Annotated in this window: 13 protein-coding genes; 7 read left to right on the forward strand and 6 right to left on the reverse strand. The window is 72.5% G+C overall.

Features of this window, described 5'->3' with window-relative positions; genetic code table 11:
* The first annotated feature begins 12 nt into the window (after positions 1-12).
* A complete protein-coding gene (locus tag HCK04_RS22815) occupies positions 13-684 on the forward strand; it encodes a response regulator transcription factor (RefSeq protein ID WP_142649408.1) in 672 nt (223 codons plus the stop codon).
* Positions 681-2,030 (forward strand): HAMP domain-containing sensor histidine kinase, encoded by a 1,350-nt coding sequence (locus HCK04_RS22820; protein WP_142649409.1) that lies wholly within the window; start codon positions 681-683, stop codon positions 2,028-2,030. The genes HCK04_RS22815 and HCK04_RS22820 overlap by 4 nt, the downstream gene beginning before the upstream one ends.
* Positions 2,031-2,139: 109 nt before the next feature.
* Here HCK04_RS22820 and HCK04_RS22825 read toward each other — a convergent pair whose 3' ends face one another.
* Both HCK04_RS22825 and HCK04_RS22830 read right to left on the reverse strand, forming a co-directional pair.
* A complete protein-coding gene (locus HCK04_RS22825; RefSeq protein WP_142649410.1) occupies positions 2,140-2,871 on the reverse strand; it encodes an alpha/beta hydrolase in 732 nt (243 codons plus the stop codon).
* A gap of 426 nt (positions 2,872-3,297) precedes the next feature.
* Positions 3,298-4,113: a DUF998 domain-containing protein gene (locus HCK04_RS22830; RefSeq protein ID WP_142649411.1), complete on the reverse strand. Its 816-nt coding sequence runs from the start codon at positions 4,111-4,113 to the stop codon at positions 3,298-3,300.
* A 356-nt stretch (positions 4,114-4,469) separates the two neighbouring features.
* Between HCK04_RS22830 and HCK04_RS22835 the strand changes: the two genes are divergently transcribed.
* Positions 4,470-4,844 (forward strand): YciI family protein, encoded by a 375-nt coding sequence (locus HCK04_RS22835; protein WP_142649412.1) that lies wholly within the window; start codon positions 4,470-4,472, stop codon positions 4,842-4,844.
* Positions 4,845-4,947: 103 nt separating this feature from the next.
* Positions 4,948-7,128 carry a DUF6596 domain-containing protein gene (locus HCK04_RS22840; RefSeq protein ID WP_260617375.1) on the forward strand — a complete coding sequence of 727 codons (2,181 nt, stop codon included), beginning with the start codon at positions 4,948-4,950 and terminating at the stop codon, positions 7,126-7,128.
* Here HCK04_RS22840 and HCK04_RS22845 read toward each other — a convergent pair.
* The 4 genes from HCK04_RS22845 to leuA all read right to left on the reverse strand — a co-directional run bounded on the left by HCK04_RS22845 (position 7,058) and on the right by leuA (position 13,872).
* Positions 7,058-7,735, reverse strand: coding sequence for a phosphatase PAP2 family protein (locus tag HCK04_RS22845; RefSeq protein ID WP_142649413.1), 678 nt, complete (start codon positions 7,733-7,735; stop codon positions 7,058-7,060). The genes HCK04_RS22840 and HCK04_RS22845 overlap by 71 nt on opposite strands.
* A gap of 108 nt (positions 7,736-7,843) precedes the next feature.
* Positions 7,844-9,166: an APC family permease gene (locus HCK04_RS22850; protein ID WP_142649414.1), complete on the reverse strand. Its 1,323-nt coding sequence runs from the start codon at positions 9,164-9,166 to the stop codon at positions 7,844-7,846.
* A 71-nt stretch (positions 9,167-9,237) separates the two neighbouring features.
* Positions 9,238-12,036: a LuxR family transcriptional regulator gene (locus HCK04_RS22855; RefSeq protein WP_142649415.1), complete on the reverse strand. Its 2,799-nt coding sequence runs from the start codon at positions 12,034-12,036 to the stop codon at positions 9,238-9,240.
* A 102-nt stretch (positions 12,037-12,138) separates the two neighbouring features.
* Complete coding sequence (gene leuA, locus HCK04_RS22860) at positions 12,139-13,872, reverse strand: 2-isopropylmalate synthase (protein ID WP_185949013.1); 1,734 nt, start codon at positions 13,870-13,872, stop codon at positions 12,139-12,141.
* A 357-nt stretch (positions 13,873-14,229) separates the two neighbouring features.
* On the opposite strand from leuA, the gene HCK04_RS22865 reads away from it, so the two are divergent.
* From HCK04_RS22865 to HCK04_RS22875, 3 genes are read left to right on the forward strand one after another with little or no spacing between them, the layout of a single operon-like run.
* A complete protein-coding gene (locus HCK04_RS22865) occupies positions 14,230-15,117 on the forward strand; it encodes a UbiA family prenyltransferase (RefSeq protein WP_168066188.1) in 888 nt (295 codons plus the stop codon).
* Positions 15,118-15,159: 42 nt separating this feature from the next.
* Positions 15,160-16,248, forward strand: a complete 1,089-nt coding sequence (locus HCK04_RS22870) for a histidine kinase (protein ID WP_168066190.1) — start codon at positions 15,160-15,162, stop codon at positions 16,246-16,248.
* Positions 16,245-16,955, forward strand: coding sequence for a response regulator transcription factor (locus HCK04_RS22875; RefSeq protein WP_142649419.1), 711 nt, complete (start codon positions 16,245-16,247; stop codon positions 16,953-16,955). Before HCK04_RS22870 ends, HCK04_RS22875 begins: the two co-directional genes overlap by 4 nt.
* Positions 16,956-16,986: the final 31 nt, after the last annotated feature.

A 16,986-nucleotide genomic window follows, 5' to 3' on the forward strand; every position in this document is an offset into this window, starting at 1 on the left:
GGATGGGCGACCATGCGGATACTCGTGGTGGACGACGACCCGGCTGTGCGGCGGTCCCTGGAGCATGCGTTGCGCCGGGACGGCTATGACGTGTCATCCGCCGCCGATGGGGCGTCCGCCCTCGCCGAGCACGGCGTGTTCCGCCCGGACGCGGTGGTGCTCGACGTCCTCATGCCCGAACCGAACGGGCTGGAGGTGTGCCGGGCGCTGCGCACGGGCGGGCACGACACGCCGATCCTGATGCTCACAGCCCGCGACCTGGTCGTCGACCGGGTCGCCGGGCTCGACGCGGGGGCCGACGACTACCTGACCAAGCCCTTCGCCTTGGAGGAGCTGCGGGCCCGGCTGAGAGCCCTGCTCCGGCGCAGCGGCGCCAGGGCCGAAGTGCTGCGCTTCGCCGACGTCGATCTGGACGTCAGCGGCTGCAGGGCCGAGCGCGCCGGCCGGCGCCTGGATCTGACCAAGACGGAGTTGTCCCTGCTGGAGCTGTTCCTGCGCAACCCCGGCCGGGTGCTGAGCCGGACCCAGATCTTCGAGTCCGTCTGGGGCTACGACTTCGGCCCCGAGTCGAACGCGCTGTGGGTGTACATCAGCTACCTGCGAAGCAAGCTCGAAGCGGACGGCGGCAGCAGATTGATCCAGACGGTGCGCGGCCTGGGGTATGTCCTGCGCGAGGAACCATGAACCTGCGCACCCGGCTGGCCATCGCCGGCGGTTCCGTGGTCGCGGGCGCCCTGGTGCTCGTGTCGGTGGTCCTCTATCCGGCCGTGAACGCCAACCTTCGCGGCCAGATCGACAGCGCGCTCGTCGCGGCCGCCGACCGGGCACCGAGCGTGGCCGCGGCCATCAAGGCCAAGTTCAGGGACGCCAACGGAGAGCCGGGCTTCCCGACTGCTCCGCTGGCGATCGGAAGCACCCAGCTGCAGATCGTGCCGGACCCGGTCCGGATCGGGCCGTCGACGGAGTTCGTCGACCTCACCGCCCGCGACGTCGCCGTCGCGGACGGCACCTCCGGCGCCTACTTCCGTGACGCGGCCTACGACGGAGTCGTCTACCGGGTCTACACGGCCCGGCTGCCGGACTCACCAGGGACGCTCGTACGCACAGCAATCCCGGAATCCGATCCCGCGCCCACGCTACGCGAACTCGCCTTGCTGCTCGCCGGCTCGACGGTGGCCGCCGGACTCCTGGCGGCACTGGCCTCACGTTTGGCGGCACGTCGCGTCCTGCGCCCGGTGCACCAGCTCACCGAGACCGTCGAGCTGATCCGCACGACCGGCGACCTGTCCATCCCGATCCCCGCCGACGGCCGGGATGAGATCGGCCGGCTCGGCTCGGCGTTCGCGGCGATGACCGCCGCCCTGGACGAATCGGTCGGTGCCCAGCGCCGCCTGGTGGCCGACGCCTCGCACGAACTGCGCACACCGCTGACGAGCCTGACGGTGAACCTCGAACTGCTGTCGGAGAACCTGGCCGACGCGCAGGCCCCGCTCCTCGCCGCCGAAGCGCTCGGCCAGGCCGGCGAACTCAAGACGTTGGTCAACGACCTGATCGACCTGGCCCGCTACGGCCAGGCGCCGTTCCACACGGAAGACGTCCGCCTCGACCTCGTCGCCGAACGCGTCGCGGCCCGGGCGGCGCACCGGGCCCCGCGGATCGGATTCGAGCTGACCTGCGCGCCCACTCTCGTCCACGGAGACCCCGACGCCCTGGAACGCGCCGTCGCGAACCTCGTCGACAACGCCGTGAAGTGGAGCCCGCCCGACGGCCGGATCAAGATCAGCGTCAAGGCGGGCACCCTCGAGGTCGCGGACACCGGCCCGGGGATTCCCGACAGCGATCTCGAATTCGTCTTCGACCGCTTCTACCGATCACCCGCGGCCCGCGCGCACCCTGGCTCCGGGCTGGGCCTGGCCATCGTCCGGCAGGTCGCCGAGGCTCACGGCGGTACGGCCGAAGCCGTGCCGTGTGAAAGGGGCGCGTTACTGCGGCTGACCCTGCCGACGTGTGCCGAGCAGGCGGAGCCCTAGGCACCCCCGGGGGGATGCCCAGGGAGTGCCCGGGGCTCCTTGCAGTCGGCGGAGATCGTGGGCACCCGCAGCCTCGGGCCTGCCTGAAGGTCCGAACGCCGTACAGGCGCTAACCGAGGTGCCGCGCGAAGAACCGCAGCGAGCTGCCGGTCTCGAACTCGGGGATCTCCCCATGGCCGCCGGGATTGGCGTGCAGCGTCTTGTCGGCCGGCCCCAGAGCGTCGAACAGCGCCAGGGCCCGGTCTCGCGGCACCCTGTCGTCGTCCCACTGGAGCAGGAACCGGACCGGAACGGTGACCCGGGCGGCGTCCTCGGCCAGCCCGTCCACGCCCAGCAGGCCCAGCACCGCCGCGCGGACCCGGGGCTCCGCTGCGACGAAGGGCACGCCGAGCCCGCAGCCCATCGACATGCCGAAGTAGCCCACAGGGCCGGTGCCGACGACGTCGAGCTTCTGCGCCACGGTCACGACCGCCTGCCATTCCGGCACGGCGTGACCGGCCAGGAACGTGTGCATGGTGGCGAGATGCGGGGCGACGTCCTCACCCGCGGCCATGCCGGCCCGCAATCCGGCCGCGACCCGGGCGAACTCCTCTGTTTTCGGCCGGTCGCCATGGTTGGGCGCGTCGACCGCGACCACCGCGAAGCCGCCCTCGGCGACGAAGCGGCGGGCGCGCTCCACGACGCCGGGGGCCCTCTTGTGCTGCCCGCCGCCGTGGCCCATCAGGATCAGGGGACGAGCCCCGGCGGCGCCTTCCGGTGTCCACAGCACACCGGGGATCTCGCCGAGGAAGAACTGCTGTTCGGTGACGCCGTCCGACGACGTCCGAGAAATGAAACGCAACGCGTTACACGCCTTTCGGGATGCCTTCTGCGGGCGCTCCCTAGACCATGCGACGGAGGGAGCCCCGACCTGACACAGCGTTGATCGGTCTCACCTCCTCGGGTCGCGGCAATGCACGGCGACGCAGAACGTATCACCAGAACGCGCAGAGCTCCCAGTGGTTTATCACCGGGGGCTCTGCGCGGTCTCCGCGTCGGCGGGGCCGACGCGTGGCCAGGGTCAGCGCGTGGCCGGGGTCAGTGCCGGACTCTCAGCGCCGGACTGGTCAGCACGGGGCGTGTCAGCGTCGGGCCGGTCAGCACCGGGCCGGTCAGCGCGGAACTGGTCAGCGCGGAACTGGTCAGCGCGGAACTGGTCAGCGCGGAACTGGTCAGCCACCGGGCCGGTCAGCGCGGAACTGGTCTGCGCCGGTCCGCCTCGGAGTGGTCAGCGTCGTGCGGCGTCACCCGTGAGGTCCGCGCGCTTGACGGCGGCGACCACCGAGACCCAGGCCATCGCGACGAGCACGCCGACGCACAGGGTGAGGGAACCGGCCCGCCCGCCGGACATGGCCCACCCGTTGCCCAGCAGGAGAGCCAGGCCGGCGAGCCGGGAGGCCACCGCATGCCGGGCCCGCCCGGCGCGGGTGAAGTGCCGGCCGAGCACGAAGCAGGCCGCGATGAGCGAGGTGAAGGCCACCGAGCCGGCCGCCATGTGCAGCATCGCGTGCCAGCTCATCCCGGCCGGGGCACCCAGCGGGGTGCCCGCGGGGAAGCCGTCGCCCGGGTCCATGCTGAAGACCCCGGCCGCCGCGAGCCCGGCGCCCTCGACGAGCAGCAGCCTGGGCGCCCACGTCCCTCCGGGCGTGCCGCGCATGACCCGGCGCAGTCCGATCGCCCCGGCGACCGTCAGGACGGCGGTGATCCAGAAGTTGGCGATCTGCAGCCACCCGAGGTCGCCGGTGCTGAGCATGCTCAGCGGGTGACGGAGCAGGTCGAACCCCTCGCGGGTGAACGCCTGCGTCAGCGAGACGATCCCGAAGACGGGCGTGGTGAGCGCGGCGCAGGTGAGCAGCGCACGCGTCGATCCCGTGGAGCCCGCCAGGCTCGTGGCACCCGTCGCCCCCGCCGCGCCCGACGAGCCCGGGGTGCCCGATGCGGAGCGCCGTGCGGCCTGCCGCCCGATGAGCCGAGACGTCGGCCGAGAGGTGAGCTGAGAGGTGAGCTGGGTCGTGGGCTGGGCGGTGTCCTGCGTGGCGGTCATGGCCGTTCCCTTCTTCGGTGTCCCGGCCGGGGGTTGGCTCGTCCGGCCTTCGGTGTCCTGGCCGGGGTGGTGTCCGGCCTCGCTCACGCGTCGAACGGCGGCGGCGCGATTCGACCATCCGCGCCCGCTCCCGCCGCCCGGCCGCCCTTCAACCCCGCCCACCTGCGATAACGGTCGCGAATGCGCATTCCCTGTCACATGCGCATTCCCTGTCACATCGAGGCGTCGGCCCAGGTCACGGCGTGCCAGGATCGGAGCCTGTCGATTCCGGCCCGGCCCGTACGACGTGGAGGTGACGGCAGGGACCGGCGAACGGCCCGGCCGGCCACAGGACCAGAGAAAGAAGGAGAACGACGATGCGGTTTCTGATGACCACCAAGGGCGGCTCCCGCACCCCGGACGCGGCGATGATGGCCGAGATGGGCGCCTTCATCGAGGAGATGACCCGGGCCGGCGTGCTGCTCGCCACGGGTGGGCTGGAGCCGGGCGGGGTGCGGATGGTCTCCTCCGGGGGCGAGATCACCGTGACGGACGGCCCCTTCACGGAGGCGAAGGAGGCGATCGTCAGCTTCGCCCTGGTCGAGGCGCGCTCCCGTGAGGAGGCCGTGGAGCTGGCCCGCCGCTTCTGGAAGATCGTCGGTGACGGCGAGGGCTTGATCCAGCAGGTGTTCGGCCCCGAAGACGCCCCCGGAGACGCCCCCGGAGACGCCCCCGAGGACGGCCCCCGCTGACACCCGGAGAGCGCCGGCGAGGCCGTGACCAGGCAGGCGTCCGGCCTCCGGCGGCGTACGCGCCGGGTTGCGCGGCGGACGGGCCGATGCTGTCATCGGTCGGGTGACCTCCCTGGACGCCCATCGCGTCGTGGACGCCGTCTGGAAGATGGAGTCCGCGAGGATCGTCGCCGGTCTCGTACGGATGATCGGCGACGTCGGCCTGGCGGAGGAGCTGGCGCAGGACGCCGTTCTCACGGCGCTGGAGCAGTGGCCCGAGGCGGGCGTCCCGGACAACCCGGGCGCCTGGCTCATGGCCGTCGCCAAGCGCCGGGCCGTCGACCACCTGCGCCGGGAGGAGCGGCGCGACCGCGGGCAGGAGTTGCTCGCCCACGATCTGACCACCCGCCCCGACGAGGGCGAACGCGACGTGGACGAGGTGGTGGACGCTCTCGACGGGGAGATCGGCGACGACGTCCTCCGGCTGATGTTCGTCTCCTGTCACCCGGTGCTGTCCACCGAGGCCCGGGTCGCGCTCACGCTGCGGCTGATCGGCGGCCTGCGGACCGACGAGATCGCGCGGGCCTTCCTCGTCTCCGAGAGCGCCGTCGCGCAGCGGATCGTGCGGGCCAAGCGGGCGCTCGCCGACGCGCACGTCCCCTTCGAGGTGCCATCGGGGCCCGAGCGGGCGGCCCGGCTGTCGTCGGTGCTCGAAGTGATCTATCTCGTGTTCAACGAGGGATATTCGGCGACGGCGGGCGACGACCTGATGCGCCCGTCCCTGTGCCTGGAGGCGCTGCGCCTGGGCCGCCTCCTGGCCGATCTGGCCCCGGACGAGGCCGAAGTGCACGGCCTGGTCGCGCTGATGGAACTGCAGCAGTCGCGCTCCGCCGCGCGCACCGGCCCGTCGGGGGAGCCTGTCGTGCTGCACGAGCAGAACCGGGGGCGCTGGGACCCGCTGCTCATCCGGCGTGGCTTCGCGGCGCTGCTGCGGGCGCGGCAGGCGGGCGGCCCCCTCGGCCCGTACGTGCTGCAGGCGGCCATCGCGGCCTGCCACGCGCGGGCCGCCACCCCGGAGGAGACCGACTGGCCGCAGATCGCGGCGCTCTACGAGGCCCTCGTCAGGGTGCTGCCCACGCCGGTGGTCCAGCTCAACCGCGCGGTCGCGCTGGCCATGGCCCATGGTCCGCGCGCCGGTCTCACGCTGGTGGACACGCTGACCGGAGAACCGGCGCTCAAGGGCTATCACCTGCTGCCCGCCGTACGCGGGGACCTGCTGGCCCGGCTCGGCCGGCACGACGAAGCCCGTGCGGAGTTCGAACGCGCCGCGTCCCTCACCCGCAACACCGCCGAACGGGCGGTGCTGCTGCGCCGCGCCGCGACGTGCGCCGAGAACGCCGAACCCGCGAATTCACTGTCCGCAAGGGCCGCAGGGCGGCAGACGGCGGGCGGGGACGTCACCCTCGGCGGGGCGATGACGCTCTTCCTCACCCGGCCAGGTCTGAGCGCCGACACCGTCCGGTCCTACAACCAGACTCTGACGCGGCTGTGCCGGCACCTCGGCGAAGACGTCCCGCTGCGCGACGTGACGTCCGACCGGATCACCGAGGTCTTCGCCGCGGCGTGGGGCACGGCGGCGGGCGCGACCTGGAACCGGCACCGCGCGGCGCTGCGGTCGTTCGCCGCGTGGGCGGCCGAGCGCGGCTGGGCCGCCGCGGACCTCGCCGCCCCGCTCGACCGGCGGCCCGAACCCCGTGGCCGCACCCGCCCCATCGACCGGTCGCGCCTGGAGAGCCTGTGGGAGCGGCAGGACCTCCCGCTGCGCGAGCGCACACTCTGGCTGCTGCTGTACGAGAGCGCGGCCCCGGCGGAATGGGCGCTCTCGCTCAACGTGGAGCACCTCGACCTGCCCGGCATGCGCGGCGAGGTGAAGGCCAGGGGTCACTGGCTGCGCTGGCAGTCCGGCACGGCCGCGCTCCTTCCCCTCCTCGTCGGCGACCGCCGCCGTGGCCCGCTGTTCCTCGCCGACCGCAGGCCGGGGCCGGGCCGCATGCCGGCGGCGGCCGACCTGTGCCCCCACACGGGCCGGGGCCGCCTGTCGTACGAGCGGGCGGAGTATCTGTTCAAACGGGCCACCGCGGAGCTCGACCCGGAGGGCGGCGGCTACACCCTCCACCGCCTGCGCCACTCGCGCCTGGCCCACCTCGGCGAGGACGGCTGGTCGGCGCCGATGCTCATGTCCCTGTCCGGCCACGCCAGCGCCCGCACCCTGCACGGGTTCGTCCGGGTGGCGGGCGGCCCGTAGCCACCAGCACCGCCAGCGCCGGGCGCCGCCGCATCGCGGAGATCAGCGCGGTCGCCGGGCTCCGCAGGGCCGGCAGGACCACCGGCGCGACCAGCGCGCCGAGCAGCAGCCCCGCCGCCACGTCGTGGGGATAGTGCACGCCGACGAAGACCCGGGAGAACGCCTCCAGCAGCGCGAGCACCGGCGCCACCACCGCCACAACGCCGCGCCACAGGACGGCCGGCCCGACGGCCGCCGCCGCGGCGAACGTCGCGTGGTTGCTCGGCAGCGACCAGTCGCCGTACGGCGGGCAGGTCGCCACCGTGACCACGTCGGTGAGGTCCCAGCAGGGGCGGTGCAGCCGCAGCACGCTCTTGACGCCCTCGCTCGCGAGGTAGGCCGTCACCACCGCGACCGGTGCGAGCAGGGCGAGCGCCATCGTGCGGTCGTCCCCGCGCCGCGCCCGCCACCAGCCGAAGACGAGGAGCGCGAAGAGGATCACAGGGACGGCGTCCGTCGCGACCGCCGCCGCGTCGCGCACCCACCCGGGGGTGTGCAGGGCGAACGCCGTGATCTCCCGGTACCACTCCGCGCTGATGTCCGGAACGTCCTCGATCTGGTTCCCCACCGGTTCCCTTTCGTGCCGCTGCCCGCCGTGCCGTCCGGCCCCTAGACCCTAGAGACCGGACGGCACGGCGGGCACTCTCGGAAGGTCGCCGGTGACCCTCCACTTTCGTCAATGGTCGGGCTGCTCACCCCCGGGTACGGCCTCCTCCCTGCGGACGAACCGCGCGTACGCCAGGGCGGCGCCGCCGACCAGCAGCGGCCAGACGAGGTAGACGCCCGACGCGGCGACCAGCAGGGCGACCGCCACGAGCGCGAGCAGGGCGGCGGCCCTGGCCCGGCCGCGCGGCAGCAGCCGGATCGCGGCCGCCACGCCGATCGCGTAGACCACCACGAACGACCCGTTGGTCATCAGCACCAGCGGCCGGATGCCCGTCCCCGCCGCGTACACGACGGCGAGCGCCAGGAAGGACAGCACGGCGACGACCGTGAGGCTGCGCCGGGGCACCTCCCCCGCGACGCTGCCGCGGGACAGCCAGCCGGGCAGGGCGCCGTCGCGCCCGAGGGCGGCGCCGAGCTTGGCCGCACCGGCCCAGTACGCGTTCATCGCGCCGAGCGTCAGCAGCAGCGCGGCGGCGGCGGCCAGCAGCCGGGCGTTGCCGCCGAGGCCGAGGGCCAGCAGGTCGCCGAGGGGCGCCCGCGCACCTCCGGCGGCCGGGCCGAGGACCGCGACCGTGGCGAAGGCCACCGACAGGTACAGGACGCCGACGAGCACGACGGCCGCCGCGGCGGCCCTGGGCAGGTCCCTTGACGGCCTGCGGAAGTCGGCCGCGAGGTGCGTGATCGCCTCCCAGCCGGCGAAGCTCCACACGAGCAGGGCCGCCGCCGGGGCGATGGCCGTCCAGCCGTTCGGGGCGAACGGCCGCAGGTTGGCCAGGTCGGCGTGCGGGAGCGACAGCGCCACGGCGACGACGAGCAACGCGACGAGCAGCCCGGCCAGCCCGAGCTGGACCCGGCCGGTCACCCGCAGGCCGGAGGCGTTCGACACGGTCACGACCGCCATCAGGCCCGCCGCGGTCAGCGTCGCGGTGCCGGTTCCGCCGCCCACCGCCGCGGCGACGTACTCGCCGCCGAACAGGGCCGCGGCGGCGGCGCTCGGCGGGATCGCGAAGTAGAAGCACCAGCCGACGACGACCGCGGCCCGGTCGCCGAAGGCGAGGCGGGCGTAGGTGGAGACGCCGCCGGAGTCCGGGTGGCGCGCGCCGAGCGCGGCGAACGCCGCGGCCAGCGGGGCCGACAGCACGACCAGGCCGAGCCAGGCCAGCAGCGACGCCGGTCCGGCCGCCTGGGCGGCGAGCGCGGGCAGGGCGATGACGCCCGTGCCGAGCACCGCGCCGACGTACATCGCGGTGCCCTGGGCCGCAGTGAGACGGCCCGCCGGTGGGGCGGCCGATGTGGCGGCAGGGGTGACAGGTGTGACGCTCGTCTGAGTCATGCGCGTTCACCTTCCAGTCAGGGAAGTGGCCGGCCGGGGGTCTCCCGGCCGGCCGAGGGCGTGGAGCGGTCTCAGGCGGAGGTGCTGAACTCGAGGCTGGCGGGCAGGTCGGAGCGGCGGGTGACGTTGAGCTTGCGGTAGATCCGGGTCAGGTGCTGCTCGACCGTGCTGACCGTGATGTAGAGCTTGTCGGCGATCTCGCGGTTGGTGTATCCGACCGCGGCGAGCGCGGCCACCCGGCGCTCGGCCTCGCTGAGCGTGGACGGGCCGCTCTCCGTGCGGGGCGGCTCGGCCGGCTGCCCGGGGCTGCCCTGGGTGAGCGCGTTGACCAGCGGGATGGCCTCGCACTCCTCGGCGATCCGCTGCGCCTGCCTGGCGACCGTACGGGCGCGGCGCAGCTCCCCCACCGCCTGGTAGGCGTCGGCGAGGTCGGCCAGGGCGCGGGCCAGCTCGTACTGGTCGCCGCTCGCCTGGAGCATGTCGGCGGCGCGGCGCAGCAGCGGGGGACGCTGCCGGGGCTCGCTCGCGGCGGCGGTCAGCCGCAGGCCGGTGCCGCGGGCGCGGACCGGGCCGGGGGCGCAGCGCGCCACGTGCTCGTCCAGCAGCGGCCGGGCCCGCTCCGCGCGGCCCATGCCGATCAGCGCCTCGGCCGCGCCCGTACGCCAGGAGACCAGCCCCGGCGAGTCGAGGCTCCAGGAGCCCATCAGCTCGCCGCACGTCTGGAAGTCGCGCAGCGCCATGCCGAGGTCGCCCGTCGCGAGGTGGTAGCGGCCCCGCGCGTTCAGGTAGTGCAGGCCGTATCGGGTCTGCAGCATGGCCTCGGGCACGGGCTGGTTCACGAGCTGCACGGCCTCGTCGAGCCGGCCCATCGCGGTCACGGCCGTCAGCAGCACCGACAGCGGGGCGCCGACCGCGACCCCCCAGCTCGTCGGCGGGATGAGCCGTACGGCCGTCTGGGCGAGGCCCTCCGCGCCCTCGAGGTCGCCCTGCCGCAGGCTGATCTCGGCACGCAGCGCCGCGAGGCGGGCCTGCCTGCTGGGGGCGCGCCGGCTGGCGGCCTCCTCGAAGAACAGGTCGCACCAGGGAGCGGCCAGGTCGGGCCGCTCACCATAGATCAGCGCGAGCAGGGCGCACTCGACGGCGTCCATCGACATGTCGTCGAGGCGGGAGCTGCGCAGGATGCGCTCCACGTCGGCGAACGTCTGCGGGTGCGGGCCCTTGGTGAGCACCGACGCGAGCGCGGTGGCGGCCTCCAGCCGGCCGATGACCGGCGCGGACGGCGGCGCCTGCGTGCTCATGTCGGTGACCCTCGGGAGGTGCGCCAGGAACGGTGTGTAGGAGCAGCGCAGCCACGGCCGGGCGGCACGGATCTCGGCCACCGTCTCCGCGTCCATGATCGAGCCGATCCGGCCCAGGTGGTCGAGCACGTCGCGGGCGTCGTCGAACCTGCCGTGCCACAGCAGCGCCTTGGCCAGCACGACCGCGTCCGAGCCGCGCAGGTGGCCGCGGTGCATGGCGTCGGTGAGCTCATCGAGGTGGGCGGCGGGGGCGCTGGGGTTGAGCCGCCACTCCGCCCGCACCAGCGTCGTCTTGATGGTGGCGCGGCGCTGGTCGTCGGTGCAGGCCCCGTCGGCCAGGCGCAGGTAGTCGACGGCGGGCTCGACGCGTCCCTCGCTGAGCGCCTGCCGGGCCGCCTCCTCCAGGATCGGTACGGCCCAGGGCCCCCCGTTGTGCTGGGCGGCCAGCAGGTGCTCGGCGATCACGGCGGCCGGGGCGCCCTGGCCGTAGGCCAGCTCGGCGGCCCTGCGGTGCAGGTCGGTCCGCTCGTGCCGGTCGAGGTCGGCGAGCACGGCGGCGCGCGCCTGGGGGTGGCGCAGGTGGAGGTCGGCGCCGACCAGTCCGGCGTTGTGCAGCGCGTTGAGCGCCTGGACGACGACGCCGGCGTCGAGGTCGAGCAGCCGGTCGAGGTGGCCGGGGTCGCCGGCGACGGCCAGGCCCCGGGCGACGCGGGCCGCGAGCGGATGGCCTCGGCGCAGGCACGACTGCACCGCCTGGCGATAGGCGTCGCCCGTGACGATCTCGTCGATCGCGGCGTCCGTCTCGCTCGGCGCCGGGGCTCCTCCGGCGTCGGCCGCGGCGAGGTGGTCCTCGATGAGCGCGCCCACGAGCAGCGGGTTGCCGCCGCTGACCGCGTGCCAGTCCGCGGCGAACCGCCGGGCGACGTCGTCGCCCACGATGTCGGCGGCCATGATCTCGACACCCTCGCGGGACAGGGCCGACAGCGGGAGGCGGCGGCAGTGCGGCTGGCGCAGCAGCTCGGTCTGGAACAGCGACGGGGCGTTCCACGTCTCCTCCGACTGGCTGAAGATCGCCAGGATGTGGGCGAAGCGCAGCCGGCGGGCGAGGTAGGCCAGGCAGAGCTGCGAGGCGCGGTCGGCGTGCTGGATGTCGTCCACCACGATCATGAGGGGGTGCCGCTCGGCGAGTTCGAGGAGCACCATGCACAGGGCGTGCACGATGTGGGCGTCCACCTGGTCGACGTAGTCGGCGAGCGGGTCGGCCGACATGGCGCAGCGGGCGCCCTCGCGCAGCAGGTTGCGGGTGCGCTCCTCCTCCTCGGGGGTGAGCGGCGCGTTGTGCAGGATCTGCGACAGCACGGCCAGCGCCAGTCCCGACTCCGACTGCGAGCAGGTCGCGGTCAGCGGCAGGGCGCCGTGCTCCAGCGCGTCCTCGACCAGCGTGTTGAGCAGTGCGGTCTTGCCCGTCGCGACGGGCCCGCCGACGATCGCGATCTTCCCTCTGCCGGTGACGGCGTCGGCCAGCATGTCCTCAAGGGAGGCCAACACCTCTTCCCGCTCAACCAGGGCCATAATGAGCCTCCCGAATTTCGTTCGTTTCCCGGCCGCACGGCCGGGTTTCACAATTGCCGTGACTTGCTGTTAACCTTCTATATTTGGTCTAGATTTGGCCGATCAGCCGACCAGCGTCATTCGAGCGGAAACGCTCTCGCCGGCCCGCTCCGCCGCGCCTTCCGCGTTCGATTCGCCCGCGCGGGCCAGTGCCGAGCGGACGGCCGCGAAGGACGCGGCGACCACGTCGTGGTCGAGGCCCACACCCCAGACCTGCCGTCCGTCGATCACGCACTCGGCGTAGACCGCGACCTCCCGGTCCTCCGCGCTGCCGGCCGCGGCCTCCACGCCGGTGCGGTGGACCATCTGCACGTCCACGTTCCAGACCGCCAGCCGGGCGCCCAGGGTGCGGATCGCGTCGGCCCGCGACCCGGCGATGTCGAAGCGCGCGCCGTCGATGTAGAGCGTGGTCTGCAGCGGCCGTCCGCCGAGCCCGAGCGGCACGGTGATCTCGGTCCGCGACAGGTACTCCTGGTCGAACAGGTCGCGCACGACGGCCGGGGTGATCTCGCCGCCCGTGCCGTCCGCGTGGGCCTGCACGACGCGGGCGAACTCCGCCTGCAGGCTCTTGGGCAGGTTCAGCCCGTGCCAGGCGCTCAGGATGTAGGCCACGCCGCCCTTGCCCGACTGGCTGTTGATGCGCACCACGGCCTCGTACGTGCGGCCGACGTCCTTGGGGTCGATCGGCAGGTACGGCATGCGCCACGGCAGGTCGTCGACGCTGGCGCCGGCCTCGGCGGCCTCCACGGCCAGTGCGTCGAAGCCCTTCTTGATGGCGTCCTGGTGGGAGCCGGAGAAGGCGGTGTAGACGAGGTCGCCGCCGTACGGGTGGCGGGGGCTGACCTGCATCTCGTTGCAGTATTCGACCGTGCGCCGGATCTCGGTGATGTCGGAGAAGTCGATGCCGGGGTCGACCCCGTGCGTGTACATGTTCAGGCCGAGCGTGACCAGGCAGACGTTGCCGGCCCGCTCGCCGTTGCCGAACAGGCAGCCCTCGATCCGCTGGGCGCCGGCCAGCAGGGCCAGCTCGGAGGCGGCCACGCCGGTGCCCCGGTCGTTGTGCGGGTGGATCGACAGGCAGACGTGCTCGCGGCGCGACAGGTTGCGGTCGAGCCACTCGATCTGGTCGGCGAAGACGTGCGGGAGCGACCGCTCCACCGTCGTCGGGAAGTTGAGGATGATCTCCCGGCCCTCCTCCGGCTGCCAGACGTCCATGACCGCCTCGCAGACCTCGAGGGCGAACTCGGGCTCGGTCTCGTTGAACAGCTCCGGCGAATACTGGAACCCCAGGTCGCAGTCGCCCAGGGTGGCCTCGGCGTACTTCATCATCAGGCGGGTGCCCTCGACGGCGAGGTCGCGGCACTCGTCACGCGTCATGCCGAAGACCACCCGGCGGAAGAGCGGGGCCGTCGCGTTGTAGAGGTGGATGTTGGCCCGGGGCGCGCCGGCCAGGCTCTCCACGGTCCGCCGGATCAGCTCGTCGCGCGCCTGCACCAGGACCGAGATCCGCACGTCGTCGGGGATCCGGTCCTGCTCGATCAGCATGCGCACGAAGTCGTGGTCGTCCTGGCTCGCGACCGGGAACCCGACCTCGATCTCCTTGTAACCCATCCGTACGAGCAGGTCGAACATCGCGAGCTTGCGCTCCGGGCTCATCGGGTTGACGAGCGACTGGTTGCCGTCGCGCAGGTCGGTGGACAGCCATCGCGGGGCGGCCTCGATCGTCCGGTCCGGCCAGCGCCGGTCCGCCAGGCGGACGGGGGTGAAGGCCGAGTAACGGGAAGGAGAGCTGCTCATGAGGAATTCCTTTCTCATCCGGCGACTTGCTACCGAATTCGCGACCGACCGTTTATCCGAAAGCTGTCCGCGAATCGCGTCTACTTCCTTCCGGAAGCCCGTCCAAATTGCCGGTGATTCGCTGACCGGTACGCTGCCGAAGCTACAAGCGCCCTGGTCAAGGGGCAAGAGAGAAGCAACTAGAGTGCGCCCCGGATCACCCGTACGATCGGTAGGGGTATCGAAAGTTGTAGTCCCGGTACAACCTCCCGGGCAGCCCTCTTAACGACCCCCTGAATCGGACACATACTCCGGGACATGTCGATCAGCAGAGCAGCATTCCCGGCCATTTCGATTTCGCCTTTCCGAATCCTCGGAATGTGTCTGACCGAGGCGCGCCCGTCCGTTCTGGCGATCTTCTTCCTGCGGTTCGCCGCCGGCGCGGCCCTGGACGCCGGGCTCGCCCCCGCCGACCCGTTCCGCCTCGTGGCGGGGGCCCTGGTGTGGCAGTTCGCGATCTTCTTCGTCTACCTGTTCAACGGCGTGATGGACGTGCGGGAGGACCGTGTCAACGGCTCGCGCCGGCCGATCGCGCGCGGCGACCTCGACCCCGCCCAGGCCCGGGTCATCGCCTGGGCCGCCGCCGCGGCCGCCCTGCTCGGCGCGCTGCTGCTCGGCGGGCCGATGATCTGGCTGGTCACGGCGGTGCTCGTGCTCGGCTACCTCTACTCGGCGCCGCCCTTCCAGTTGAAGAAGTGGTCCAGCGCCACGGCGGTGATCGGCGGGGTGGCCGGTGTGCTCTCCTACTGCGCCGGCTACACCTCGTGCGGGGCCGGCCCCTCCGGGCGGGAGGCGATCGCGCTGCCCGCGTTCGCCGTCGCGGCCTCGCTGTGGATGGGTCTGGTCGGCTCGCCGGCGAAGGACCTGCCCGACATCGCGGGCGACCGCTCCGCCGGGCGCGTGACGTTCGCGGTGAGCCGCGGAGAATGGCCGGTCAGGCTGCTGCTGTCGGCGGTCGCCGCGTCTGTCGCGCTCGCTTTCTGCGCGGTCGCGCTGCTGTTGCGAGTGCCACTCGGCTTCGCGCCCGTCGCGATGCTCACCGGCGCCTCACTGCTCGTCGTGGTGACGCTTACTCCGCTTTCCCAGGGGTCCCGGATGCGCCGCCGCCTGCCGTACCGGGCGTTCATGACAACGCAATACGCCGTGCATTTGGCCGTCCTTCTCCCACTGGTGTCACAATTCTTATTGTCTGGGCGTGCGGCTTAGTCCAGGATGGAGGCACTCGTCCGCTTCCTCTCGGAGGGTCCATTGGCGGGAGACGGAGAACTCGGACCGGCGGTCCCGGACTTCGAGGCATTCCTTGAAGCGCATCGCTCCGAGATTCTGGAAGCGTACGCACGGAACCTCGCGGCCCTGGACAGCCCGATCAGCCGCGACCCGATCGCGCTGCGGCAGGCGATGGCGAACGCGGAGCAGATCCTCGACGACGTGGCGGAGACGCTGCGGGCCGGCACCATCAAGGTGGGCGACTCCCACAAGATGATCGCGTGGGAGGTGGGTGCGACCAGGGCGGCGAGCGGGGTCCACCCGGACGAGTCGCTCCGCGCGGCGTCGGTATGGTTCCAGGCGGTCGTGACCTGCCTGATGGAGCGGATGCCCGGCGACGCCGAGTCGATGCGGCTGCTCACGCTGGTCGTCCTCGGGCTGGAACGCAGCATCACGACCCGGATCAGGGAGGCGTCGGCCAGCTACTCCAGCTTTCTGCTCGACAAGGTCCACGAGGCCCAGGTCGAGGAGCGCCGCCGGATCGCCAGGGAGCTGCACGACCGGCTCGGGCACGGCCTCAGCGTCGCCCACCGGCAACTGGAGCTGTACGATCTGCACCGGGCGACCAAGCCGGCGACGGCGACCGCCAAAGTGGAGACCGCCCACCAGGCCATCCTGGAGACCATGCAGAACCTGCGTGCGGTCACCAGCGAACTGCACCCGCAGGAGCCGCTCAACAGCCTCGAGAAGGCCCTGCTGTACTACCTCGAGACCGTGGACATGGACGAGGTGGACATCCGGCTGCGGGTCAGCGGGGACGAGACATGGGCCTCCCCCACGGTGCGCGACGAGTCCTTCCTCATCCTGCGTGAGGCGACGAGGAACGCGCTCAACCACGGCAACCCCACCAAGGTGCTGATCCGGGTCGCCTTCGCCCCTCACGAGCTGCGGGCGTCGGTGGAGGACAACGGACTGGGCTTCGACGAAGGAGGCCGCCGCTCCGACGGGGTGGGCCTGATGTCGATGCAGGAACGGGCCGCGATCATCGGAGGGACGACCACCATCACCAGCAGGCCGGGCCACGGCACGCACGTCGAGCTGTACGTGCCCTTCTCGGGGCTAGGCACATGAGCGAATCGGACAAAATGATCAGCATCGCCATCATCGACGACCACGCGCTGTTCAGGGAGGGTCTACGCGAGATCCTGGAGACCCAGGAGGACTTCGAGGTCGTCGGCGAAGCGGGCGACTCCGAGGGAGCGGTGGCCCTGGTCGAGCGGGAGCACCCCGACGTGGTCCTCCTCGACGTCGAGATCCCCGGCGACGACGCCACGCAGACCGTGACCCGCATGCGCGCGATCTCGCCCGAGTCGCAGATCATCATCCTCAGCATGTACGACGGCCCGCAGCTGCTGAGCCGGCTGCTGTCGGCGGGCATCCGCGGCTACCTGCTCAAGAGCGTGCACCGCCAGGAGCTGATCTCGGCCGTCAGGAGCGTCAGGGACGAGCCCGACCGGCTCGTGCTCGCCGTCTCGCGCGACTCCTTCGCCCAGGTGCAGGGGGGCGGATCGAAGGTGGTGCTGACCGACAGGGAGCGGGAGATCCTCGAACTCGCCGCCCAGGCGCTGAGCAACTACCAGATCGCCACCCGGCTCACGCTCACCGAGGCGACGATCAAGAGGCACCTGCACAACATCTTCACCAAGCTCGGCGCGGTCTCCCGGATCGACGCGGTCAACAAGGCGCTCGCCGCCTCGCTCATCTCGCCGCGCCGCGACCAGCCCGCGCCCCGCCCCCGTCCGAACACCCCCGTACGGGGACAGCGCTCGTTCCCCTGAGTCTTTGAACCCCTGAGCCTCTGAACCCCTG

This window comes from Microbispora sp. CL1-1 (assembly GCF_012034195.1).
Taxonomy (GTDB): Bacteria; Actinomycetota; Actinomycetes; order Streptosporangiales; family Streptosporangiaceae; genus Microbispora.

Coding starts and splice junctions, on each gene's coding strand:
- HCK04_RS22820 (WP_142649409.1), top strand. CDS start 681: ATGAACCTGCGCACCCGGCTGGCCATCGCCGGCGGTTCCGTGGTCGCG.
- leuA (WP_185949013.1), bottom strand. CDS start 13,872: ATGAGCAGCTCTCCTTCCCGTTACTCGGCCTTCACCCCCGTCCGCCTG.
- HCK04_RS22815 (WP_142649408.1), top strand. CDS start 13: ATGCGGATACTCGTGGTGGACGACGACCCGGCTGTGCGGCGGTCCCTG.
- HCK04_RS22830 (WP_142649411.1), bottom strand. CDS start 4,113: ATGACCGCCACGCAGGACACCGCCCAGCCCACGACCCAGCTCACCTCT.
- HCK04_RS22855 (WP_142649415.1), bottom strand. CDS start 12,036: ATGGCCCTGGTTGAGCGGGAAGAGGTGTTGGCCTCCCTTGAGGACATG.
- HCK04_RS22850 (WP_142649414.1), bottom strand. CDS start 9,166: ATGACTCAGACGAGCGTCACACCTGTCACCCCTGCCGCCACATCGGCC.
- HCK04_RS22835 (WP_142649412.1), top strand. CDS start 4,470: ATGCGGTTTCTGATGACCACCAAGGGCGGCTCCCGCACCCCGGACGCG.
- HCK04_RS22875 (WP_142649419.1), top strand. CDS start 16,245: ATGAGCGAATCGGACAAAATGATCAGCATCGCCATCATCGACGACCAC.
- HCK04_RS22865 (WP_168066188.1), top strand. CDS start 14,230: ATGTGTCTGACCGAGGCGCGCCCGTCCGTTCTGGCGATCTTCTTCCTG.